Source organism: Mesorhizobium sp. WSM2561 (assembly GCF_000513915.1).
Taxonomy (GTDB): Bacteria; Pseudomonadota; Alphaproteobacteria; order Rhizobiales; family Rhizobiaceae; genus Mesorhizobium; species Mesorhizobium muleiense.
Genome location: NZ_AZUX01000002.1, coordinates 120,362 through 144,643 on the forward strand (window position 1 = coordinate 120,362; position 24,282 = coordinate 144,643).

At 61.7% G+C, this 24,282-nt stretch carries 20 protein-coding genes; 13 read left to right on the forward strand and 7 right to left on the reverse strand.

All coding sequences use genetic code 11. The annotated features are described in order from the left end of the window. The first annotated feature begins 4 nt into the window (after positions 1–4). The 7 genes from M727_RS0103705 (at position 5) to M727_RS0103740 (ending at position 9,109) form a co-directional block, all read left to right on the forward strand. Positions 5–802: an ABC transporter ATP-binding protein gene (locus M727_RS0103705; protein WP_027151532.1), complete on the forward strand. Its 798-nt coding sequence runs from the start codon at positions 5–7 to the stop codon at positions 800–802. A gap of 398 nt (positions 803–1,200) precedes the next feature. Beyond that, positions 1,201–1,392, forward strand: a complete 192-nt coding sequence (locus M727_RS0103715; RefSeq protein WP_027151533.1) for a hypothetical protein — start codon at positions 1,201–1,203, stop codon at positions 1,390–1,392. Between the two features lie 115 nt (positions 1,393–1,507). Beyond that, the gene (locus M727_RS0103720) at positions 1,508–2,749 is read left to right on the forward strand and encodes a nitrate/nitrite transporter (protein WP_198032594.1); all 1,242 of its coding nucleotides are present in this window, start codon (positions 1,508–1,510) and stop codon (positions 2,747–2,749) included. A 19-nt stretch (positions 2,750–2,768) separates the two neighbouring features. Continuing rightward, a complete protein-coding gene (gene nirB, locus M727_RS0103725; protein ID WP_027151535.1) occupies positions 2,769–5,219 on the forward strand; it encodes a nitrite reductase large subunit NirB in 2,451 nt (816 codons plus the stop codon). Continuing rightward, positions 5,219–5,554 carry a nitrite reductase small subunit NirD gene (gene nirD, locus M727_RS0103730; RefSeq protein WP_027151536.1) on the forward strand — a complete coding sequence of 112 codons (336 nt, stop codon included), beginning with the start codon at positions 5,219–5,221 and terminating at the stop codon, positions 5,552–5,554. Before nirB ends, nirD begins: the two co-directional genes overlap by 1 nt. 2 nt (positions 5,555–5,556) lie before the next feature. Beyond that, the gene (locus tag M727_RS0103735) at positions 5,557–8,394 is read left to right on the forward strand and encodes a nitrate reductase (protein ID WP_027151537.1); all 2,838 of its coding nucleotides are present in this window, start codon (positions 5,557–5,559) and stop codon (positions 8,392–8,394) included. Positions 8,395–8,623: 229 nt separating this feature from the next. Further along, positions 8,624–9,109, forward strand: coding sequence for a hypothetical protein (locus tag M727_RS0103740; RefSeq protein WP_027151538.1), 486 nt, complete (start codon positions 8,624–8,626; stop codon positions 9,107–9,109). Between the two features lie 29 nt (positions 9,110–9,138). Here the strand turns inward: M727_RS0103740 and M727_RS0103745 are convergent, their stop codons facing one another. Continuing rightward, entirely contained in the window at positions 9,139–10,170 is a 1,032-nt protein-coding gene (locus tag M727_RS0103745; protein WP_027151539.1) for a hydroxyacid dehydrogenase, read from the reverse strand. 263 nt (positions 10,171–10,433) lie between these two features. Here M727_RS0103745 and M727_RS0103750 point away from each other — a divergent pair, with 263 nt between their 5' ends. After that, positions 10,434–11,870 carry an aldehyde dehydrogenase family protein gene (locus tag M727_RS0103750; protein ID WP_027151540.1) on the forward strand — a complete coding sequence of 479 codons (1,437 nt, stop codon included), beginning with the start codon at positions 10,434–10,436 and terminating at the stop codon, positions 11,868–11,870. A gap of 227 nt (positions 11,871–12,097) precedes the next feature. Here M727_RS0103750 and M727_RS0103755 read toward each other — a convergent pair whose 3' ends face one another. From M727_RS0103755 to M727_RS0103765, 3 genes are all read right to left on the reverse strand, one after another. After that, complete coding sequence (locus tag M727_RS0103755) at positions 12,098–13,438, reverse strand: glucoamylase family protein (RefSeq protein WP_027151541.1); 1,341 nt, start codon at positions 13,436–13,438, stop codon at positions 12,098–12,100. Between the two features lie 51 nt (positions 13,439–13,489). Continuing rightward, on the reverse strand, positions 13,490–14,242 hold the full coding sequence (locus tag M727_RS0103760) for an SDR family NAD(P)-dependent oxidoreductase (protein WP_027151542.1): 753 nt from the start codon (positions 14,240–14,242) through the stop codon (positions 13,490–13,492). Positions 14,243–14,455: 213 nt separating this feature from the next. Beyond that, on the reverse strand, positions 14,456–15,385 hold the full coding sequence (locus M727_RS0103765; protein ID WP_027151543.1) for a TIR domain-containing protein: 930 nt from the start codon (positions 15,383–15,385) through the stop codon (positions 14,456–14,458). A gap of 457 nt (positions 15,386–15,842) precedes the next feature. Here M727_RS0103765 and M727_RS0103770 point away from each other — a divergent pair, with 457 nt between their 5' ends. Further along, positions 15,843–17,105, forward strand: coding sequence for an O-antigen ligase (locus M727_RS0103770; RefSeq protein WP_036261476.1), 1,263 nt, complete (start codon positions 15,843–15,845; stop codon positions 17,103–17,105). A gap of 141 nt (positions 17,106–17,246) precedes the next feature. Here M727_RS0103770 and M727_RS0103775 read toward each other — a convergent pair whose 3' ends face one another. From M727_RS0103775 to M727_RS0103790, 3 genes are all read right to left on the reverse strand, one after another. Next, entirely contained in the window at positions 17,247–18,005 is a 759-nt protein-coding gene (locus M727_RS0103775; protein WP_027151545.1) for a class I SAM-dependent methyltransferase, read from the reverse strand. 204 nt (positions 18,006–18,209) lie between these two features. Continuing rightward, entirely contained in the window at positions 18,210–19,418 is a 1,209-nt protein-coding gene (locus M727_RS0103785; protein ID WP_084646637.1) for a polysaccharide biosynthesis/export family protein, read from the reverse strand. 169 nt (positions 19,419–19,587) lie between these two features. Further along, positions 19,588–20,262, reverse strand: coding sequence for a sugar transferase (locus M727_RS0103790; RefSeq protein ID WP_027151547.1), 675 nt, complete (start codon positions 20,260–20,262; stop codon positions 19,588–19,590). 553 nt (positions 20,263–20,815) lie between these two features. On the opposite strand from M727_RS0103790, the gene M727_RS0103795 reads away from it, so the two are divergent. The 4 genes from M727_RS0103795 to M727_RS0103810 all read left to right on the forward strand — a co-directional run bounded on the left by M727_RS0103795 (position 20,816) and on the right by M727_RS0103810 (position 24,238). Next, positions 20,816–21,136 (forward strand): exopolysaccharide production repressor exox, encoded by a 321-nt coding sequence (locus M727_RS0103795; protein WP_236379036.1) that lies wholly within the window; start codon positions 20,816–20,818, stop codon positions 21,134–21,136. A 411-nt stretch (positions 21,137–21,547) separates the two neighbouring features. Continuing rightward, positions 21,548–22,561 carry a glycosyltransferase family 2 protein gene (locus M727_RS0103800; RefSeq protein WP_027151549.1) on the forward strand — a complete coding sequence of 338 codons (1,014 nt, stop codon included), beginning with the start codon at positions 21,548–21,550 and terminating at the stop codon, positions 22,559–22,561. A 262-nt stretch (positions 22,562–22,823) separates the two neighbouring features. Continuing rightward, positions 22,824–23,222, forward strand: coding sequence for a hypothetical protein (locus M727_RS0103805; RefSeq protein ID WP_027151550.1), 399 nt, complete (start codon positions 22,824–22,826; stop codon positions 23,220–23,222). Positions 23,223–23,368: 146 nt separating this feature from the next. Further along, the gene (locus tag M727_RS0103810) at positions 23,369–24,238 is read left to right on the forward strand and encodes a family 16 glycosylhydrolase (protein ID WP_027151551.1); all 870 of its coding nucleotides are present in this window, start codon (positions 23,369–23,371) and stop codon (positions 24,236–24,238) included. Positions 24,239–24,282: the final 44 nt, after the last annotated feature.

Below are 24,282 nucleotides of genomic sequence, written 5' to 3' on the forward strand. Positions count from 1 at the left end.
GGCGATGACGGCCTACCTGAAACTCGACCATATCGACAAATCCTTTGCCCGCGGCGGCCTGGTCAGCGAGGTGCTGAAAGACATCCGGCTGACCATCGACAAAGGCGAATTCGTCTCCATCATCGGCCATTCCGGCTGCGGCAAGTCGACCTTGCTCAACCTGATCGCCGGGCTGACGAGAGTCTCCGCCGGCGCCGTCCTGCTCGAAGACAAGGAGGTCGACAGCCCCGGTCCCGAGCGCGCCGTGGTGTTCCAGAACCACAGCCTTTTGCCGTGGCTCACCGTCTACGAGAACATCAATCTGGCGGTGTCGAAGGTGTTCGGTTCGATCAGGACCAAGGCCGAGCGGCATGACTGGATCATGCGCAATCTCGACCTCGTGCAGATGGCGCATGCCAGGGACAAGCGGCCCGCCGAGATATCGGGCGGCATGAAGCAGCGCGTCGGCATCGCCCGCGCGCTGGCCATGGAACCGAAGATCCTGCTGCTCGACGAGCCCTTCGGTGCGCTGGACGCTCTGACGCGCGCCCATCTGCAGGATGCGGTGATGGATATCCATTCGAGGCTTGGCTCGACGACGATCATGATCACGCATGATGTCGACGAGGCGGTGCTGTTGTCCGATCGCATCGTCATGATGACCAACGGTCCAGCGGCGACCATCGGCGAGGTGCTTGCGGTGCCGCTGGCCCGGCCGCGCCGGCGCATCGAGCTTTCCTCCGACCGGACCTTCCTGCGCTGCCGCGAGGCGGTGCTGAAGTTCCTCTACGAACGCCACCGCTTCGTGGAAGCCGCGGAGTAAGGCCATGACCGAAAAACGCGTCATCATCTACAATTCGCAATCTGCATCGGCAATGGGCAATCTACCGCATTGCACAAATATTATGCTGCTGTGCAAGGCATTCTGACTAATCTTTGATCCGCTGCCGGGCTTGGTCAAAAATCGCGCGGCTGCGGTTCACATTGATATCATTCGATAATCTGGAGCGCTGTCGAATTGGCACGCTTCCTGCTTTTCAGATTGCAGGTCCGAAAGGGCCAAGTGACACGGCGTCCAATGGCGGGCGCCACAGGCAAAGCTGCCGCTCAGGTCAATACGCGATCCCGGATGGACGGACGCGCAAAGACCTGACCGGCGGCTTTTTTGTTTTTACGCGATCGACGGCGCTGGTCCCAAGCGGCGCCCAACCGGAGACGACGATGACGAAACGGATCGGAACTGGCGCGTCCCTCGCGGACTTCACGCGCCGCGATTTTCTGGCCAGCAGCGCGCTGACGGCGGCACTGTTCACCGCCGCGCTCCTGCTGTTTCCCGTCGGCGCCAAGACGCAAAGCAAGGACCTGACCGTGGCGAGCCCGGTCTCGTTGCACGCACCGATACCGCGCCGCTGATCATTCACCCACAAACATGCGCGGTGCCTCCCACGCCGCAAACCGGAGCCAGACGTTGACCGCAAATCTCCCAGCCGCGCCCAGCCAGGACAATGCTCCCCGCCAGGCGCTTGTGATGTCCACCATCGCCTTCACCGTCTGCTTCGCGGTGTGGACGATATTTTCAATCATCGGCGTGCGCATAAAGCAGGACCTTGGGCTGAACGAGACGGAGTTCGGCCTGCTGGTCGGCACGCCGATCCTCACCGGTTCGCTCGTGCGCATGGTGCTCGGTGTCTGGACCGACCGTTTTGGCGGGCGGCTGGTATACACCGCGACCATGCTTGCGGCGGCGGTCGCGACCTTCCTGCTCGCTTTTGCGCATACCTACGGACAGATGCTGGTCGCCGCGTTAGGCGTTGGGCTCGCCGGTGGTTCCTTCGCCGTCGGTGTCGCCTATGTCTCGCGCTTCTTCCCGGCCGGCAAGCAGGGCACGGCGCTTGGCATTTTCGGTGTCGGCAATGTCGGCGCCGCGGTCACCAAGTTCCTGGCACCGTTCGTGCTTCTCTCCTGGGGCTGGCAGTCGGTCGCGCTGATCTGGGCGGCAGCGCTCGTCGTCATGGCGGCCGTCTTCTGGTTCACGACCGGCGACGATCCGGTCATCCGCGAGCGCCGCGCCGGCAAGGCAGCGCCCGCGAGAAGCTTCTTGCAGGAATTCGCGCCGCTCAAGAACCTGCAGGTCTGGCGCTTCGCCTTCTATTATTTCTTCGCCTTCGGAGCATTCGTGGCGCTGTCGCTGTGGTTGCCGCGCTACCTGATCGGCGTCTACGGCTTTGGCATCGCGACCGCCGGCATGATCGGCGCGGCCTATTCGATCCCTGCAAGTATCTTCCGCGCCTATGGCGGCGTGCTTTCCGACCGGATCGGCGCCCGCACCGTGCTCTACTGGACCTTCGCGGTCAGTGCCGTCGCGACTCTCGTTCTGTCTCTCCCCTCGGCAGACTACGTCGTGCACGGCATCAGCGGGCCGATCGCCTTCCATTTCGAGATCGGCCCGCTCGCCTTCATAGCCGTTGCCTGCGTGCTCGGCTTCTTCATGAGTCTTGGCAAGGCCGCCGTCTACAAGCACATCCCGGCTTACTATCCGCAGAGTGTCGGCGCGGTCGGCGGCGTCGTCGGCATGATTGGTGGGCTCGGCGGCTTTATCCTGCCAATCGCCTTCGGCGCACTCAACGACCTCACCGGCGTCTGGTCGAGCTGCTTCATGCTGCTCTTCGTCATCGTCGCCACCTGCTTTGCCTGGATGCACTTCAGCATCCGGCGGATGGAGCGCGCGGCCGCCGCCGAAGCTTCAGGCCTTTCCTATGCGGCTGAGTGAGACCGGAGTGGATCAGGACATGACCGAAAAACTCGTCATCATCGGCAACGGCATGGCCCCCGGGCGCATGCTGGAGCACCTGCTGGAAAAGGCGCCGGACCTCTACCAGGTCACCATCTTCAATGCCGAGCCGCGCGTGAACTACGACCGCATCATGCTGTCGCCGGTTCTGTCAGGCGAAAAGGATTATGAGGAGATCATCATTCATGGCGATGGCTGGTACATCAAGCACGGGATCACCCTCTACAAGGGCCACAAGATCGTCGCCATCGACCGGCAGGCAAAGACCGTCACCTCCGACCACGGCGTCACCGAGCCCTACGACAAGCTCGTCATCGCCACCGGCTCGGTGCCGTTCATCATCCCGGTGCCCGGCCACGATCTGCCGGGCGTGCTGACCTATCGCGATCTCGACGACGTTCGGGCGATGATGCTGGCCGCGCAGTCACGGGCCAAGGCCGTGGTCATCGGCGGCGGCCTGCTAGGGCTGGAGGCGGCTGCGGGCCTGAACGCGCAGGGCATGGACGTCACCGTGCTGCATGTCATGCCGACGCTGATGGAACGACAGCTCGATCCGGCCGCCGGCTATCTCCTGCAGCGGGCCGTCGAGCAGCGCGGCATCAAGGTCATCACCAAGGCCAACACCCAGGCGATCACAGGCAAGGGTAAGGTCGAGCAGGTGGAACTCGCCGACGGAACCATCATCCCGGCGACGCTGGTGGTGATGGCGGTCGGCATCAGGCCGAACGCCGCTCTCGCCAAAGAGGCCGGTATTGCCGTCAATCGCGGCATCGTCGTCGATGCCGGCATGCGCAGCAACGACCCCGACATCTTCGCGCTCGGCGAATGCGCCGAGGTCAACGGCATGGTCTACGGCCTGGTCGCACCGCTCTATGAGATGGCGCGTGTCGCCGCCAGCCAGTTGGCCGGCGACGAGGCCGCCGCCTTCGTCCATTCGGACACGCCGACCAAGCTCAAGGTCACCGGCATCGAGCTGTTCTCGCTTGGCGACTTTGCCGAGGGCGAGGACCGCCAGGAGATCGTGCTGCGCGATGCCGCGGCCGGCGTCTACAAGCGCCTGGTGCTCAGGGATGACCGCATCATCGGCACCGTGCTTTACGGCGAGACGGCGGACGGCGCCTGGTTCAACGACCTCAAGAAGAAGCAGACCGACATATCGGAAATGCGCGACACGCTTATCTTCGGCCAGTCATACCAGGGAGGCGCCTCCCTGGACCCTATGGCGGCCGTTGCAGCCTTGCCGGATGATGCGGAAATCTGCGGCTGCAACGGCGTTTGCAAGGGAAAGATCACTGGCGCGATCACGGCCAAAAGCCTGACCTCGCTCGACGACGTGCGCGCTCACACCAAGGCGTCGGCCTCCTGCGGCTCCTGCACTGGGCTGGTCGAGAAGCTGATGGTACTTACCATCGGCGACAAATATAATCCGGCGGCGGTGCAGCCGATGTGCGGCTGCACCACGCTCGGCCATGATGAGGTCCGCCGGCTGATCAAGGCCAAGGGCCTGAAGACCATTCCCGCCGTCATGCAGGAACTGGAATGGACCACCTCCTGCGGCTGTGCCAAATGCCGGCCGGCGCTCAATTACTATCTCGTCTGCGACTGGCCGGACGAGTATGCCGACGACTACCAGTCGCGCTTCATCAACGAACGCGTACACGCCAACATCCAGAAGGACGGCACCTATTCGGTGGTGCCGCGCATGTGGGGCGGCGTCACCAATGCCGCCGAACTGCGCGCCATTGCCGACGTCGTCGACAAATTCGAAATTCCAATGGTCAAGGTCACCGGTGGCCAGCGCATCGACATGCTGGGCATCCGCAAGGAGGATCTGCCGGCGGTGTGGGCCGATCTCGGCCAGGCCGGCTTCGTCTCCGGCCACGCCTATGCCAAGGGACTGCGCACCGTAAAGACCTGCGTCGGTTCGGACTGGTGCCGCTTCGGCACGCAGGATTCGACGGGGTTCGGCGTCCGCATCGAGAAATTCATGTGGGGCTCGTGGACGCCGGCCAAGGTCAAGATGGCGGTGTCGGGCTGCCCGAGGAACTGCGCCGAGGCAACCTGCAAGGATGTCGGCGTGATCTGCGTCGATTCAGGCTATGAGATCCATTTCGCCGGGGCAGCCGGCCTCGACATCAAGGGAACCGAGGTGCTCGGCCTGGTCAAGACCGAGGACGAGGCACTGGAGCATATCGTGGCGCTGACGCAGATGTATCGCGAGCAGGGCCGCTATCTCGAGCGCATCTACAAATGGGCCAAGCGCATCGGCATCGCCGAGATCAAGCGCCAGATCATGGACGATGGCGAGAAGCGCAAGGCCTATTTCGACCGCTTCGTCTTTTCGCAGAAATTCGCTCAGGTCGACCCATGGTCGGAACGCGTTTCCGGCAAGGACAAGCACGAATTCCGGCCGATGGCTTCGGTCGGCTTCGCGCAGGCGGCGGAGTGATGATGATGAACTGGATATCAATAGGCACGCTCTCAGACATTCCGCGCCGCGGCGCGCGCTGCGTCGCCACGCTTCAAGGCAAGATCGCCGTCTTCCGCACGGCAGACGACCAGGTCTTTGCCATCGAGGACCATTGCCCGCACAAGGGCGGGCCGCTCTCGCAGGGGATCGTCCATGGCGCGGCGGTGACCTGTCCTCTGCACAATTGGGTGATCTCGCTGGAAACCGGCAAGGCGCTTGGCGCTGACGAAGGTGCGGTGCGCACCATTCCGGTGCGGATCGAGGGCGAGCGCCTGTTCATTGCGCTGGAAGCGCTGGCCAGTCGCGCGGCTTGAGCATGAAGATCGACGAAGCGCGCGAGGTGAGGACCACCTGCCCCTATTGCGGGGTGGGCTGCGGCGCGCTGGCGAAGGTCGCCGCGAACGGAGAGGTAACCGTTCGCGGCGACCCTGACCATCCGGCGAATTTCGGCCGGCTCTGTTCCAAGGGCTCAGCGCTGGCCGAGACGATCGACCTAGACGGACGGCTGCTCTATCCGGAGATCCACGGTCGCCGCACGGACTGGGACGAAGCGCTCGACCTCGTCGCCTCGACTTTTTCGCGGACCATCGCCGAGCACGGTCGCGACGCGGTCGCCTTCTACGTCTCCGGTCAGTTGCTGACCGAGGATTATTATGTCGCCAACAAGCTGATGAAAGGCTTCATCGGCTCGGCCAATATCGATACCAATTCGCGCCTGTGCATGGCCTCGTCGGTTGCCGGCCACCGGCGCGCCTTCGGCTCTGACACGGTGCCGGGCAGCTACGAGGATCTGGAACTCGCCGACCTGATCGTGCTGGTCGGCTCCAATCTCGCCTGGTGCCATCCGGTGCTCTACCAGCGCATTGCCGCCGCCCGGGAAAAACGTCCCGACATGAAGGTGGTGCTGGTCGACCCACGCCGCACGATGACCGCCGATATTGCCGACATGCACCTGGCGATCGCGGCGGATGGCGACGTCGCGCTGTTCACAGGGCTGCTCGCCTATCTCGGCCAGCACAACGCGCTGGACCGCACCTATATCACGGCGCACACGACCGGCTTCGGGCAAGCCCTTTTTGCCGCCTCCGCGCTCGACCTTGCCGGCGTTGCCGCTGCCACGGGCCTCGGCGAGGACGAGCTTGTCCGCTTCTACAGCCTGTTCGCCGCGACGGCGAATACGGTGACCGTCTACAGCCAGGGCGTGAACCAGTCGTCCTCGGGCACCGACAAGGTCAACGCCATCATCAACTGTCATCTCGCTACCGGCCGCATCGGCAAGCCCGGCGCCGGACCGTTTTCGGTGACCGGCCAGCCCAACGCCATGGGCGGTCGCGAGGTCGGCGGCCTGGCCAACATGCTGGCCGCCCATATGGAGATCGAAAATCCCGAGCACCGCGACCGCGTGCAGCGGTTCTGGAGTGCGCCGACCGTCGCCGAAAAGCCCGGCCTGAAGGCGGTCGAGATGTTTCAGGCGGTAGCCGACGGGCGCATCAAGGCGCTGTGGATCATGGCGACCAACCCAGTCGATTCGATGCCGGACGCCGATGCCGTCGAGGCGGCGATCAAGGCCTGCCCGTTTGTCGTGGTGTCGGACGTGTTGGCCAAGACCGACACGGTCCGCCACGCCCACGTCCGGCTGCCCGCCGCCGCATGGGGTGAGAAGGACGGCTCGGTCACCAATTCGGAGCGCCGCATCTCGCGCCAGCGCGCCTTTTTGGCCACGCCCGGAGAGGCAAGGGCCGACTGGTGGATCGTCGCCGAAGTCGCCAAGCGGATGGGTTTTGACGAAGCGTTTTCGCATCCGTCGCCAGCCGATATCTTCGCCGAGCACGCCGCGCTGTCGGCGTTCGAGAATGACGGCGCCCGCGATTTCGACATCGGTGCGTATGCCGGGGTCGGTGCAGAGACCTATGAGGAGTTGGCGCCATTCCAATGGCCGGCGCCGAGCCAAGGCACCCCCCTCTGGCCTGCCGGCCATCTCCCCCTCAGAGGGGGAGATCAGCCGTCATCGTGGCCTTCACCAGTTGTGAACGTCGCAGAAAGAGCGCCGTCGGTGGAACTGCCAATCTCCCCCCTTGGGGGGGAGATGGCCGGCAGGCCAGAGGGGGGTGTTCAAGCTGGACATAGCTCAGCCAGCATCCGCTTCTTCGCCAACGGCAACTTCTACACACCCGACGGCAAGGCGCGCTTCATCCCGATCCGTCCAGTTCCGCAAACCCGCACGAACGAAAAATTCCCGCTGGTGCTCAACACCGGGCGGGTTCGCGACCACTGGCACACCATGACGCGGACGGGAAAAAGCCAGCGGCTGTCGCAGCACCTGGCCGAGCCGTTCGCCGAAATCCACCCGGCGGACGCGCAGCACTTCGGCATCGGCGATGCCGACATCGTGAGCGTCTCGACCGAGCATGGCGAGGTGCTGCTTCGTGCGCTGGTGACGGCGCGGCAGCGGCCAGGCTCGGTCTTCGTGCCGATGCATTGGACGGACCAGTTTTCCGCGCGGGCTCGTGTCGATGCGCTGGTGGCGCCCATCACCGATCCGATTTCAGGACAGCCGGCCTCGAAGAATGTTGCGGCCCGGGTGGAACGCTTCGCTGCCGTCGCGTTCGGCTTCGCGGTGCTTGCCGAACGGCCAGCCTCGATCGACGCCGACTATTGGAGCCTCGCCCGCTGCGCTGCCGGCTGGCGTCTCGAGCTTGCGCTGGAAGCCGACCGGGACTGGCCGGGTTTCGCGGCCTCGCTTTTCGGGGCGGACGCGCCAGGCGAGACGCTCGCCTATCATGATGTCGCCGGCGGGCACTATCGCTTCGCCCGCTTTGCCGGCAGCCGGCTGACTGGCGCGCTCTATCTTGCGCCCAGGCCGGTCGCGGTGTCGCGCAGCTGGGCGGTGGAGCAGTTGAGCGCGGACCATGCCGATCGGCGCGGGCGACTGGCGATCGTGGCGGGACGGCCGGGCGGCAACAGCGTCGATCGTGGCGCCATCGTCTGCTCCTGTTTCGGGGTCGGCGCCAATCAGATCGCCGAAGCGGTGCGCGGAGGCTGCGTAAGCGTCGAAGCGATCGGCGCCACCTTGCATGCCGGCACCAACTGCGGCTCCTGCCGCGCCGAGATCAGGACCATCATCGAGGCGCGACGCCTTCACGCGGCGGAGTGAGGGCGTCCAAAGCGCGTCGCGTTTGACGGGCCTCATGCGACGCGCTTCAGGGTGTTGTTTTATGCATGTCGTTATCGCAAACCGCTGCACACCCCCGGGTCAGGCCCGAGGGCATGCTTTTGCGCGACATGCATGAGAACTCTGTCTCGCCGGGCCACGGCGCTTACCAGCAATTTACAAACGGTGGGCTACCAACGTCCTTATTCGATTCGTTCCGAGCAGGATCCTTATGAGCAAAGCCCTCACTTCATTCGCATTGGTGGCCATATTGACGGCTTTGCTGATGGCTCTCAGCCTGGCAGTGGCCAGGCATGGCTATCCCTTTGGTGCGATCGGCGCAGAACGCCTGGACGACGTCGCCGATGCGGGGACGTTTATCCCGCTCGCGGCCGTGTACTTCTTCAGCGCGCTGCTGATGATGATCCTGCCGATCAGGGTCGCCGGCATCGTCCTGACACATGCTGCGGATGCGATCTTCTGGACAGTCATCGTGTTGTTCGCGGCCATCATTGGCGGCCTCGCCGCCAGATGGGCTTTCGATCGAAGCAATGTCTTGCCGGCACTGCTGAATTGGCGGTTCCTGTTTGTCGTGGCCGTCGTCGGCTGCCATCTCTTCATGAACGAGCTGCGCCGCAATATCCTGCTGAGAAGCCTGTTCTTTGTCGTCTTCGCCGCAGCGACGCTCGCCTGCCTGTTCTGGTCGTTCACCATCTGAGAAACCTCGCAGCCGCTGGGCCTGACGGCTCAGTTCTTGTCGACCGGCTTCGAGCGCATGCGCGAAACGGTCTCGCGTTCGGCCCGCTTCGAACGCATTGGCGGCAGGCCGCGGTCGATCAGGTCCATGTCTTCCAGCACCATGTCGCCCATGCGCTTGAAAGCGATGTCGAGCGCGCCGGCCCGGTGGGCGGAGCGCAGGAAGCCGGGCAGCGTGCGGACAGGATGGTCCTGCGCCAGCGGCTCTTGCGGAAACACATCGCTGGCGGCGACGATGTGGCCGCTGCGAACTGCATCCATCAGCGCCGGAAAATCGACCACGCCGGCACGGCTGAGCAGGATGAAGGCGGCTCCTTTGCGCATGCTGGCAAAGGCCTCAGTGCCGAGAAAACCCTGGTTTTCGCTGGTCACCGAAGCGACGACGAAGACGAAATCGCTACTCGACAAAACCGTGTCGAGGGAAGCCGGCTCGACGCCGTTCTCGATCAGGATCGAGGGCGGCAGCCACGGATCGAAGACCTTGGTCCGCGTGCGAAAGCCCGACAGCAACCGGTTGAGCGCACGGCCGAGATCGCCGAAGCCGATGATACCGACATCCGCGCCGGAGAGAAGCCGCGCCGCCCGGTTGCCCTCGCCGCCCCACAGCTCCTTGCCCTGACGAAACGCAAGATCGGCGTCGACGATGTCGCGGGCAAGGTTGAGCGCCATGGCAAGACCGAGCTCGGCCACCGGCTCGGCAAACACCATGCCCGTGGTGACGACATGGATGCCGCGCGAAAACAGCGTTTCATACGGCATGTTGTTGATGAGGTTGCTCTCGACATTGAAGACACAGCGCAGCGCCGTCATCCTTTCCAGCGTCTCCGGCGCGATCGGCGGCTGGCCGACGATGTAGCGCGCCTCGGCGAGCACATCGTGTGCCAGGGCCGCAACGCCTTCTGGCGACGTTTCGACGATACGGTATCTAGCGCGGAATCTCGCCAGTGCCTCGGGCGTGAAAATTAGGTCGAGCGTGCGTGGCTCGGGCGCGCTGATCACCAGCGGCAACGCGCTGTCGGACATGGCAGCCTCCTCCTGGCGCGATCCGCGTCGCGCCGCACTAGAATCATGGTTTACCACCTCGACACCCAAGCAGGCTTGCCGGGCTTCGCCCTGCCGGGTTTGTGTTTGTCGCAGGTTTTTATCGGAAAACCATCGAACACTTTTCCGAAACCTGCTTAGCACATGCCTGTCGAGGAGCAGAACTTTGCCTCCGGCGGCCTTGCGGTGTGGCGGCCGGTGGTCCAGATAGACGGCAATCGAAGGACAAGGAAGACAGCGACATGATCCCGTTTCGAAAGAACCTCATCGATGGCGAGTGGGTGGGCGATGCCGGCTCCCGCAACATCAACCCTTCCAACCTCGACGACGTGGTCGGCGAATATGCGTCGGGCGACGCCGAGCAGGCGCGGCAGGCCATCGCGGCGGCGAAAGCGGCATTTCCTGCGTGGTCCCGATCGGGCTTGCTGGCACGCCATGCGGTGCTGAGGAAGGCGTCGGACGAGATCACCGCGCGGAAAGATGAAATCGGCCGGGCGTTGGCGCGCGAGGAGGGCAAGACGCTGGTCGAGGGGATTGGCGAAACCGTGCGGGCCGCCCAGATCTTCGATTTCTTTGCTGGTGAGACGCTGCGCCTGTCAGGCGAGCTGGTTCCAAGCGTGCGGCCCGGCGTCGGTGTCGAGATCACACGCGAAGCGGTCGGCGTCGTCGGCATCATCACACCCTGGAATTTCCCGATCGCCATCCCGGCGTGGAAAATAGCTCCTGCCCTGGCCTACGGCAACACCATCGTCTTCAAGCCGGCCGAGCTGGTTCCGGAGAGCGCCTGGACCATTGTCGACATATTGCACCGTGCCGGCCTGCCTAAGGGTGTGCTCAATCTCGTCATGGGCAAGGGTTCGGTAGTCGGCCAGGCCATGCTCGACAGCCCTGACCTCAATGCCATCACCTTCACCGGCTCGGTCGGCACCGGCAAGCGCGTGGCTGCCGCCAGCGTCGAGCACATGCGCAAGTACCAGCTCGAAATGGGCGGCAAGAACCCGCTCGTTGTGCTCGACGATGCAGATCTTGCCGTCGCCGTCGACTGCGCGATCAATGGCGCATACTTCTCGACCGGCCAGCGCTGCACGGCGTCGTCCCGCCTGGTCGTGACGGACGGCATCCATGACCGCTTCGTCGATGCGATGAAAGATCGCCTCGCCAAGCTGGTCGTCGGCGACGCCCTCGGTGCGAAAACCCAGATAGGACCCGTCGTCGACCAGAGCCAGTTGAAACAGGACGAAGACTATATTGCCATCGGCCGCCAGGAAGGCGCCGATCTCGCCTTCGGCGGCGAGCGGCTCGATCGCGAAACCCGCGGCTTCTACCTGCAACCGGCGCTGTTCACGCAAGCCACCAACGCCATGCGCATTTCACGCGAGGAGATTTTTGGTCCGGTCGCCAACGTCATCCGCGTCAAGGACTTTGACGAGGCGCTGGCGGTAGCCAACGACACGCCGTTCGGGCTGACGTCGGGCATCTGCACCTCGAGCCTCAAGCACGCCACGCATTTCAAGCGCAACTCGGAGGCCGGCATGGTGATGGTCAATCTGCCGACGGCGGGCGTCGACTTCCATGTGCCTTTCGGCGGACGCAAGGGATCGAGCTACGGCCCGCGCGAGCAAGGCCGCTACGCAGCGGAATTCTACACCACAGTAAAGACCGCCTACACGTTCGCCGGCTAAGTAAATCGGCCAGATGTAATCGAACGGCCTTCCCAGCGCGAGTTGCTGGGAAGGGCGAACGTCTTCGTGCCCGACACGACAGCGACAGCTGGGCGCTAATGCATGTCGCGCAAAAGCATGCCTTCGGGCCTGACCCGAGGGTGTTCAGCGGTTTTGCGATAACGACATGCTTGAAACAACAACCTAAAGCGCGTCGCAGGAGGCCGGCGCTTTAGCTTAGCCGTCATTCAGCAGGGGTCCTTGCGAGGCGTGCTCGCCGGCTGCGACAGCCAGCCGCCGCTGAACCCGGCCTTGCACAGGCCGCGACGGATATGCGGGCTCGACCGCATCAGGTCCCAGATCAGGCGCGAGCGGTGGTTTTCGATCATCAGCACGACGATGCCTTGGTCCAGTCCATAATGCGCATCCGATATCCAGCCGCTCGGCCCGAACTTCCGCCGGTTCGCCAGCGTCGGGTTGAAGCCGCTCGGCATCCTGAAACCGTCGATCACCTCAGGGTGGCGTTCTCTGAGATGGCGCAGCGCCGGCAGGCAGATTTCCGGCGCGAAGGGAAGCGATGCGAGATACGACCACGGCGCAATCGTTCCGTCATCGGGGCCGAACGGTGCGCCACGCGCTGCATAGCCGGAAAATTTGCGCGGCCGCCGCTCGATCCGCGCGCGGAATTTGCCGGGTCCGTCACCCGCCGAAAGTCCCCAAAGTGCTTCGCCGTAGCCGTCGTAGCCAGAGGGGTTGTGCCGCGCATAGTCCCGGTGAAGGTAGGTCGCGCGGCGGCTGTTTTCGAAATAGTCCGAGTTCTTATCCCGCATGAATGCATCCCGGATGCCATCGAAGTCAATCCAGGCATGCGAGAACTGGTGCATGAACAGCGGGCCGCCATAGAGCACCTCGTAGCCGTAGATGTTTTCCCACTGATATGTCGCCGTCCAGCCGGCATAGCTGTCGTCCGAGGCTGGCTTGTCCGGGGCGGCCATTGCCAGAACGTAGAGCATCGTCGCTTCGTTGTAGCCTTCCCAGCCATAACGCAGAAAGCCGCTCTTCGGCCTCCAGCCCTGTCGCAAGGTCGAATTGCTGCCTTGCGCCCATCGCCAGTCGACGCGCCGGTAGAGCACTTCCGCCAGGTCGCGGATTTCGGTTTCTTCGTCAGTGTCGCCCGTGAAATAGGCGCCAGCTGCGAGCACGCCGGCCATCAAAAGCGCAGTGTCCACCATCGACAATTCGCATCGCCAGGCGCGCAGGCCGGTCTGCATGTCGAGGAAATGGTAATAGAAGCCTTTGTGCCCGGTGACGTTGTCGCCATTGCCTTGCCGGCTGTTCCAGAAAAAGCGCAGTGCGGCAAGCGTCAGCTTCGCGGCTGTGTCTCGCGTCATCCAGCCGCGCTCGACCCCGACCGGATAGCAGGACAGGGCGAAGCCGACGACCGCGATGCTTGCCGGCCAATTTGGCCGCGACGTGTCGGCAACCAGTCCGTTTTCCGCATTCACGGTTTCCAGAAAATAGCCGAAGGCGGCGCACTGGAAGCGGTCGAGCAGGTCTTCGTCGGACAGTGGAGGTTCGACCCTAAGCAAACGATGTAAACTCCAGCCCGGCGGCCCTGGTGGTAGATCGCCCGATTTGCTTCAATAGGTGGCCCGGCCGCCGGAAACGTCGAAAACGGCAGCCGTCGTAAAAGAACATTCCTCGGAAGCGATCCACGAGATCAGCGCCGCCACCTCCTCGACCTCGCCAAACCGCGCCATTGGTATTTTCGACAGCATGAAATCGATGTGCTGCTGGCTCATCTGCTGGAAGATCGCGGTGCGCACCGCTGCCGGCGTGACGCAGTTCACCGTCACCTTGGTCTTCGCCAGTTCCTTGCCCAGCGACTTGGTCAGGCCGATCACCGCCGCCTTGGAGGTGCTGTAGGCAGAGGCATTCGGGTTTCCCTCCTTGCCGGCGATCGAAGCGATGTTGACGATCCTGCCGTAATTGCGCTCGAGCATGTGCGGAACCAGCGCCTTGTTGCAGTAGAAGACGCCGTTGATGTTGATGTCGATGACCTGGTGCCAATCCTCCACCGAATAGTCCCAGGTCGTCATGTTCGGTCCGGTGATGGCCGCGCTGGTGACCAGGATATCGACCGCGCCAAGGGCTTCGATCGTCTGCCGGGCGGCCTGTGCGACCGCTACAGGATCGGCGACGTCGACGGTCACGCCGTGCAAGTCGGCGATGACAGCCTTGGCCTGCTCGATCTGGGTGGAGTTGCGATCCCAGACGCAAACGCGCCCGCCCTCTTCAACGATTCGTTGCGCGACGGCCAGGCCGATGCCTGAGGCGCCACCGGTGACCACGGCCGATCGTCCGGCAAACCGTCCCGCAAAACTCATTGGCATATGGTCTCCCTCATTTGCCCGCCCCGACGGGCGCCGGCGACACCGCCGGCGGCGAATGTGAAGTCAACAGCCGAGAAGTTCAAGCCGGGGACTGGAGCCTCGAACAGGTTCATGGCGGGCCAGAAGCAGGCGGTTGAGAGCCGCTCTTGGCTACGACCTGACCATTCGATGCTGGGGCTGCCGTCGCTGCAAGGCGACTTCCACGCGCACAGTTCAAACGTTCTTGATCGACTTCCAATGGCTCAGCCGCTCCGCGATCAACTCCACTCGTCGCTGGTTGTCGCGCCCGTCCAGGATGCTCAAGTCCTCCGGTTCGGCGCGCAAGTAGACGCCTGAGGTGCGCGCGTTCAGTTTTGGCTGCGTGTCGGCGCGTGTGGTAAAGTACCCGGACGCGCGATCGGCGGACTCCAGCCGGATCTCCCCCGTCCCGTACAACTGCGACGCGTTCGCATCCAAGGGCCGTTCTCCATTCCAAAAGTAGAAGATGCCGGCAGGCTCCTTTCTCTCCTTTACCGCCTCGCTCCAGTATCTGGCTGACAGACTGCCATTCTCTTGCCATGAGCGGCCGGCCAACTCCAACGCGCCATCGCGGTCTCGCGCGATACGCAGGAGGCTCACGGCGGAAGGTTCCTTTGCGGTCCGCTCCGACAGGGAAAACTGCCACCAAAGGCCCTCTATTCGGGCGACGCGGCCTTCATTTTCAACAGCTTTTCGCAGCTTTTGGTTGACCGCTCTCATCTCCGCGGCGGTCGTCGCTTCGCCATACCTCACGGACGTCAGGCCCAGGAGATCGCTTGGAAGCTTGGAACCGTTGGCATGAAGGATAAACGTTCGGCGCATTCCAAGGACTCCGCCGAAAAGGCCGGCTTCGAAGACGACATTGTCTCGCGGAGAAGCTTGAGCGGATACAGGAGCAGATGATGCTGGCAGGCTTACACTGGTCCAGTCGTCCTGGGCGAAGACGAAAGCGGCGAAGTCGACTTCACGCGTAAGCTCGAGGAGGCGCCCCAGGGTGGTTGTCCCCGGATTGAAGGACGTCGTCCAGGGTTCCACATGCGCGATGTCTTCAAGACCGCGTGTCAGCGCCTGCAGCAGTTTTTTCTGCTTCCCCGACGAGCCCAGGAAGATTCGAGGTTTGTCCATCCGTTTGCTCCAACCCAGCAGATCGGGGACGACCAGCGTCTGCCAATTGTTGGTGTGGCCATCGTCTGGTTGTCCCCGAGATAGCGTACGCGGAGGGCCTCATTCATTGCAACGGATGCAACGAATGCCGGCTGCTATTTTTCGGTCCGGTGCTGAAAGAAACTGCAAAAACAGTTCCGCGCGGCGGTCATGCCGACCGTCTCGTTAAATGCGGCGGCGATGGTTTTTAACGGTGCCGAGAGCGATGCCCCAGCCATGCGCCGGGATGCTCGGGTTCTTGCCGCACGGCCTGTCGTGGCCTCTTACCGCCGTCCCGGGGCGCCTTATGGCTGTTTTTGCCTCATTTGGGTGACAGGCTGTGGGGGATGGGTTATATTGCACTGCACAATGAGAGCGTTCGCGCATGGCGCGGCGGCGAATCGGCATTGAACTGCATGGACGGGAATTCGCTACCGAGATGAAGATTCCAAAATCTCTGTTGGTCGACCCGGAGAAGAGCACCGTCTACGGCGCATTTGCTGTTGCCATCTCCATTTGGGCGTTCTCCTACTCCTCGGTTTTCGGCCCGATCCTGATCCTGGCCTATTATGCGGTCTGGCTTCCCCTGATTCTGGTAGACTACCGGCGGCTGTTGCGGCATGCCCCCAGCGCGTGGCTGCCGCTGGCGTTTGCATTCTATGTCTGCCTCTCGGTGTTCTGGTCGGATGCCCCCGGCATCACGTTGAGGACGTCAATCCAGTATTGCTCCCATATCGCCTGCGCCTACATCGCCGCGCGCACCGTCAGCGTCCGGACGTTGACGATAGGCTCACTGATCGGGATTTTTGTCGTCCTGCTCTATTCGCTCAAGGTCGGGGGTTATTCCTATGATATGCTCGACGGGACGTACAATTTCGTCGGCGCGTTCAGCTCCAAGAACCAGATCGGCTTTGTCGCCTCCCTTGGCATCTATTTTTGCATTGTCTTCCTGGTTTTTCTCAGGCGCGGCCGGATAAGCTTCATCCTGACGGCGCCCATCCTCGGCCTATCGGCCTATCTTCTGATCATGGCGCATTCCGCCACCTCGACGGCTTCGATACCGGCAGTTCTCGCTCTGGTGGCTCTGCTTGCCGTGGCCAAAAAGCTTCCACTCCGCTACCGACGGGTGATTTTCGTGGTCGGCGCATGCGGGCTGGTCGTGGTCACCGCGGTTGCCTTTGCAGGACTTCTGGATTTCGTCCTTGGCGCCTTCGGAAAGGATTCCACGCTCACCGGACGGACCTATCTCTGGGAGCAGGGCTGGGAAGCGGCGCAGCAGGCGCCAGTCCTCGGCGTCGGCTACGCGGCCTATTGGGTGCAGGGGTTCGCCGAGGCCGAGCGGCTCTGGAACGAATTCTACATCACCACCCGAAGCGGCTTCCACTTCCACAACACCTATATCGAAGCCCTCGTCGAGCTAGGTTATGTCGGGGCGATGCTGATTTCGCTGATCATCCTGCGCACGCTATGGGGCCATATATCGGCCCTGATATTCAGGGCATGGCAAGCCGAGTCGGTGATTCTTGCCGGCGTGATGGTGCTTCTGTTCATCCGGTCCTTCGTTGAGATCGACACCTTCAACCCCTTCATCACGGGCTCCTTCCTCCTGTATTTCAGCTACTTCAAGCTGGTCAGGGTGCATGTCGCCCGTCCCCGATGGACCGCGGCCGACCTCGCGGAACCAGAAACCGCAGGGCGCTAAGCAAAGGGCTAAAATATTACCTTGATTTTGGTGGCGCGCACCAAAACGCCGCCTGACAGCGCCAAGTCCAAGCAATCATCTCCATCTCATCTCACAGGCAGCAGGCGAGCCTCGCCCGAGTTGGGTTTGCTGCCCTATTGATCAGGCCCTGAGGGTCAGGAGCGCATACCATGCGAACCGCTTCACAAAGGGAAGCGTCAAAACTACTGAATCGACAGCTCTGCCAACTGTGTAGACGGTCTCCGAGATGGTTCGCGGCATCAGCGCGCTTCCTACGGAGCACAGGCCGAAATAGTCCACCTGGACATCGCTGAAATAGCGGCGGGCCAAAGCGAAGTCCGAAATTAGCAAGGGATGTTCATCAGCGGTGCGGATGAGGGGTGTCCGCTTTCTGTAGGCATTCAGGAGAGGATTGTGTCCCATTGGCTCGTAGAAGGACGCCACGCCGTTCGGCTTCAGGACACGGACCACATCGGCAAAACACCGGTCCAGGTCCAGGTGATGGATGATCCCGCGTCCATACACCAGGTCGAACTTGTTGTCCTCGAACGACATGGCTTCTGCATTCATCGCCAGGAATGTAGCGTTCGTGCTTCCAAGCGCGCTCGCCCGTTCGTTCGCCTTGTTTACCGCTACATCCGAAATATCGATCCCCGTCAGAGATCGGCAATGATCGGGCAGGTGCAGGGAATGCAGGGACCACCCGCCATCGGAGCAGCCGTACTCGAGCACGTCTGCGTTTTTCGAAAGCCGTTTTATCTGCTCGTCTTGACGTTCAGCGCCGTGACGGATTGTTCGATACCACTTGTCCAGGCTTCCTCTTGGATCCTCCTCCTGACTAAATCTGAGATTGTGAAATTCTCTTTCTCGACTGACGATTTCGTCCCTTGCACTGTGCATGACGAAGTCCTCCTCGGATTTTAAGTTGCAACTAAAGCACAACATCTCCTTGCGCTGTAATTACTCACGTCCCGAGTTGACGGTTGGCTGGCCTGTCGGGCAGCGAGCACAGTGTCGACGAGTTCATGGTCGAACTCGTCCCGGTCGAACTCTTTGCCGATCGAATCTGTGCGGCGTGATCGGATCGGCCGATCGCTCGAAGGCCTATTGGCTAGCCATTGGCACCAGCTTCACCTTGATCACGTCTCCGGGCAGCACGGGCGTGTCTTCGCTGGCGGCGATTTCGCTGGTCTTGCCGTCGACCATCCGGACCAGGCCAAACGACATCGTTGGCTCTTCGCCGTCGCGATAGCCTTGCAGTGCCGGGTTCCCCGACATGGCTTCGGCCATCAGGCCGGTGTGCATGTTCATCTTGAGCATTGTTTCGGCGAGATCGGCTTCTGCCTGTTGCCGGCCAGTGGCGAGGTCGGCATTCTGGGTGTTCTCCAGGTCGATGGCGTCCTGGTTGGCCTTGCTGATCGACTGCCTGGCGGTGAGGATAGCCGTTTCGTAATCCAGGATCTGTCCTTCCAGGTCGGCGATCGTTTGCTGCGAACCCAGAACCCGAGTGTTGACCACAAGGCCCTTTTGCGCCAGCGAACCGATGCCGCTGAGCTGTTCCTTTGCCAGGTCGACCTGCCGCTGCTGGTTGACGATCTTTTTCTGCAGCGAATCGATCTCGCTCTGCAGCAGCTTCTTCAAATCGTCGAGCGCCTGAAGGCGCAGTTTGAGATTCTTTTGATCGGCCGTCAGGATCGCCATCTCGTCGGCAACGATGCTTGCCAGCTTCGGATCCTCGGCCAGCTCCTTCGGCACGTCGAATGTCGGCTTGTCGGCGATCTGTGCTTCGATGCGCGCGCGCCGAACGATCAGTCGGACCCGTTGGTCCTGGAGAACGTCAAATTCGCCCTTGGCGTTGATCATGTCGCGGTCGTACCGCTGCCCTTCGGGGGCCCGCCGGACGCCGCCGGCGATGCTCATCGCCCGCAGGACAGTCAGGCCGGGCACGTAGGGATACTGGCCCGGCGTCTGGACCTCCCCGGAAATGTAGAATGGCCTGTACTGCGCCATTTCGACGGAGGCTTCCGGCCGGTCCGCCAGAGCGAGCTTGCGCTGGAGCGCCTGGCTGATCGCTGCCGCGATCTCCGATGTGGTCTTGCCGGATGCCGGCATTTCGCCGACGAACGGCACCGACAATGTTCCAGACGGGCCGACCGTGTATTCTCCGTTGACGGCCGTCCAGTCGCGGAACGTGCCCTCAACGGTCTGCCATTCGGCCACGCGGATGGTCAGCTTGTCCTGGGATCCAAGCCGGTACTCGTCGGCCGCGGCGAGTTGGGGAACGGCGAGTGCCAGCGCGAGGCAGGTGGTCATAAGCCGCATCCGTCGCATGCGGTTGCTAACCGTGCCGGCCCAAGAGATTTCTGAGATGTCTGTTTTCAACTGTATGTTTTCCGATTCGCTTTAGCCCGGCCCGGAGCTTGCTGCAGAATGCTTGGCGTCTGGACAGTCACTTCTCCGCACACAGCCGGCCGCCGGCCGGTCAATAGCAGCCCCGCGACATCCAGACGGCAGGCACGGTCTTGATGATGATGCGAATGTCCTCGAACAGCGACCAGTTCTCGACATAGTGGCGATCGAATGCGACGCGGCTGTCATAGGAAACGTCATTGCGGCCGCTGACCTGCCAGAGCCCGGTCAGGCCAGGGCGCGATTTCAGGTAATAGACCGCCGAACTGCCATAGATTTCGAGCTCGTCGCGCACCACCGGGCGAGGACCGACAAGGCTCATGTCACCCTGAAGGATGTTGATGATCTGCGGCAGTTCATCGAGGCTGAGCTTCCTCAGCACGGCCCCGACACGCGTGACGCGTGGATCGTTCTTGAGCTTGCGGGTAGCTATCCATTCGGCCTTGGCGTCCGGGTTGGCGGCAAGGTATGCCGCCAGCACCTGTTCGCCATTCTGTACCATGGTGCGAAACTTGAGGCACGGGAAAATCCGTCCTCCCCGCCCGATCCGGCTGTGACCGTAGAAGATCGGCCCGCCGTCGGAAAACTTGACAAGCAGCGCGACCATCACAAACAGCGGACTGAGAGCAACCAGGCCAATCAGTGAACCGGCGATATCGAAGCTGCGTTTAAGCAGGCCGCCGATTGGTGGAAAGTCGATACCGGCCTGCGGAAAATCCGCGTCGGCCGGCTTGGCTACGTCCCTCATGCGTAAACTCCATACGTTGAACGGATGGTTTGCCGCACGATATCAAAAAAATGCTGCATCGCAACACACAATTCCTTGAGCGCCTGAAATAATCGCGTCATGCATTGATTAAATAATAAACCGATCCTGCGCAAATTTTGGCCTTTTGTGGCGCGTTCGTGACAAATTATGGGCAACCTTGAAAAAGTTAGTGCCTTTTTGAGGCTGATTTTGGGCGTATCGCTCTTTGGCCGCGTGGTTGAGAATTATCGTGCTGTAGCTTTTTAAAATATAAAGCGCTCCTAAAGTAAAATACTGATTAATATTGCGGCTCTTACTGACGTGAGTCCATACCGGGTGGTTGGTCGTGATGCCGGGGTGTGCGTCGCAACATGGCAGAGTCGATCCCCCGAACTTATGCAAAATAATTTGCGGCTGGCCTTGCCCGCTATTGCACACCTTAATAGAGTTGCAAATTGTTTCTGTCAGATTATGGACAGCGTGGGAAGGCCGGAAGCAACCGGCCAAAAAAGCGGGTGGCCTCAACAAGCTCGCATGGCGCAGGGAGGCTCGGGTGGTCAATCATCGATATTTGCCCGAGCAGGTTGACGGGCTGTCGGGTATGTCGCTACCAAAATTCATTATTGGCATGATTTTCGCGCTGGCGATCGTGGTCGCCTGGTCCTATCTCGACGGCGCTTCGCTAGGCACAACGCTTCTTCGCGCTATAGCCTGCGCCATTGTCATTCAACTGGGCTACTTTCTGCTCGTATTCGCCATGGTTGCCAGAAATACCCCGACGTCGGCTGATAAGATTCGCGACGTCGAACGAAAGCTGAGTTCGACCGAAGCGGCCGATGGCGAGAAGTTCAGTGCCAGGAGAAGCCTCCACTGACCTGACGGCAGGTAGCGTCGGCCGGATCCCCTGGCGGACTGCTCGCCCGACAGCATCCTGGGCAACCGACTTGCGGACTTCCCCTTCAGCCCAGCCACCACTGCCTAAACTCTGTCGATCGACCTGGTGATCAGAGATTCGAGTGCGCTGAACTCGTCCAGAATGCGCAGGGACGGTGTGCGAAGCGGCCCGCCTATCCGCTGGCATTTCACCGCCCATCGATTTGCGCCATGACGACACTGAAAGGAAAGACTGGACGGAGCGGATAATTTTAACGATGCTTTGCTTCGCAATTGCAGCATAAGCGGCGCCCGATGTTTTTCGTACAGCCGGACAGTCAGTGAGAATCAGAGCTGCATTGGACATCAAAGGGGGAAATTCGGAGCTACTGTGCAGTCGAGAGGCGAATTGATGACAGAACCGGAAGTCTGCGTGATCATTGCCGCCCGCAACGCGGCGCGGACAATTGCGGTTGCCATCGCATCGGCCTTGCGCGAGCCGGAGGTGGCCGAAGTCGTCGTCGTCGATGACGCCTCCACTGACGATACCGCGAAAGTCGCTCGGGCGGCCGACGATGGCAGCGGCAGGGTTTCCGTCATCCGGCTCGACGTCAACGGCGGTCCTTCCTTCGCCCGCAACGCCGCGATCGCCAGTTCCAAATCGCCGTTCATCAGCATTCTGGACGCCGACGATTTTTTTCTCGAGGGCAGATTTCGCGAGTTGTTCGCCAGCGCCGATTGGGATTTCGCTGCCGACAACATCATGATGATCAGGGACGATGCGGCGACCGACGTTTCGAAAATCACTGCTCCGCGGTTTTCGGCCGATCCGGAATTTCTCGATTTCGAGCGCTTCATCGAAGGCAACATCTCCAGTCGTCGTGTGCAGAGAGGTGAGTTGGGTTTCCTCAAGCCGGTGATCAGCCGCGCTTTTCTGGACCGGCATGGGCTGCGCTATGACGAAAACCTGCGGCTGGGCGAAGACTATGAACTCTACGCGCGCGCGGTTGCTTGCGGGGCGCGCTTCAAGGTCATCAGGGCCTGCGGCTACGGCGCGATCGTTCGCGCGGATTCACTGAGCGGCCAGCACAAGACGCAGGATCTCAAGCGTCTGGCCGACGCGGATCTGGCGCTGCTGGCGATCGACAGTTTGCCGGAAGGCTCCAAGGCCGTGCTCAGAAAGCACGAACGGCAGGTGCGCGACAAATATCGGTTGCGAAACTTCCTCGACGTGAAGAACGAGAAAGGGCTGACAGCGGCTGCGGCCTACGCCCTGGCCAGCCAATCCAATCTCATCCCCATCGTTCGCGGCGTGGCCGCCGACAAGCTGGATACGCTGTTTCGCCGCGCCGGCTTTGGCTCGAAACAGCCTGTGCCGTCGCGGCGCTTTCTCATGGCCGCAACCAGCCCGGTCGGCGAGACTTGAGCTGGTCCGCCGGCGCCATGCCGATCATGTCAACAGGTCCTTACCCTGCCTCAAAGCGGTGCGAATTTCCGATTCGCCGCACTAGGTGGTTGCCTACTCGCTTTGGGGATGGCATGTATGTTGCGGTGCAGCAATTCTGATTGGCTGTTTGAATCGGCCGAAAATGTCCGCCTGTCAGAGAAGCTGGACGATGCGAGAAGAACTTTTTTCCCGGCCGGGCACAAGGGATAGCTTAGGCCGGCTATGACAGGAAACTGAGCGCATGGCCTCGATATTTGGCTTCAGATCAAGGGATCCGGCTCGAGACAGGCAGACCGATATCTCGCGCCTTGACCGCCTGGCAAAGCTGCTTGACCAGATCGCAGCCGAGATCGAGGCGGAGAAAAACGGGCTTGAGAATCGCTACCGGACAAAGGCCACCAACGCCGCCTTCCTGGTCGAGGCGATGGAAAATGGCGCGGCCTCCTCCAGCAGATCCTCCGAGGTCAGCGAACTGACGAAGTCGATCCTGAATTACGAGCGGCGCATCGCGGCGCTCGCCCGCCAGAACGAATTGATGAAGGGTCTGCGGCATTCGCTGGATGCTATCTTCGACGAAAGCGCCCAACCTGGCTCGGCCACCAAGGCCGATTTCGCCAACCCGTCCGCCGGCGCGGGGTGAAATTTCAAAGAGCCTGGGTGGCGCCACTGGGCAAGAAGCAGGCAACCGGGGAAGCTACCGGCAGAAGGTCAAGATCAGCTCGTTTCGTCATGGTTTTGAATATGGACTTTGGGTTGGGGGGGCGCACAGCACAAGGTGAGTTTGGTATGAACGCGGATTCGAAAAGCACGTCCACCCCAGCAACCGGCGACCGACCGTTCACGCACATGATGAGGCAAGGGAAACTGAGGCAGCTATGTGCGGGCGGAGCGTTTCTGCTGGTCGCACTCGGCAGCCTGGTTGCGGGCCTGACCCCTTCCCGTTCGCAGGACATCCCGACTGCGCCATCGTTCGTCGATGATTTCACCAGCTTCGACCGGGCGCGTTGGTACATTGCCGACGGCTGGGCGAACGGCAAGTATCAGAACTGCATCTGGTCCAAAAAGCAGGTCAAGCTTTCCAATGGCATGCTGACGCTCGGTTTCGAAAAGCAGAAGGTGAAGGATCGCGACTTTGCCTGCGGCGAGGTCCAATCCAAGCAGCGCTTCGGCTATGGCACCTATGAGGCACGGATGAAAACCGATTCGGGCTCTGGCATCAACGCCTCCTTCTTCACCTACATCGGCCCAACCGACAAGCAGCCGTGGGATGAAATCGACTTCGAGGTCCTGACCAAGGACACCTCCAAAGTGCAGGTCAACGCCTACATCGCCGGCAAGGGCAATAACGAGAAAGTGGTGGATGTAGCTGGCGGCACCGACAAGGCTTTTAACGATTACGCCTTCGTCTGGGAGAAGGACCGGCTGCGCTGGTACGTCAATGGCGAGCTGGTGAACACGATCACCGATCCGGCAAAGCTGCCCAGCCATGCGCAAAAGATATTTTTTAGCCTCTGGGGCAGCGACACGATGAAGGAATGGCTGGGGCCGTTTTCGGATCCGGGTCGCAAGCTTACCTTGCAAGTGGATCGCATCGCATTCACGGCGCTCGGCCAGCCATGCCAGTTTCCGGAATCGCTGGCATGCAGCATTAAGTAAAGACCAATCTGAACCGGCCGGGCCGAAAGCGCTCCGAAGTCTTG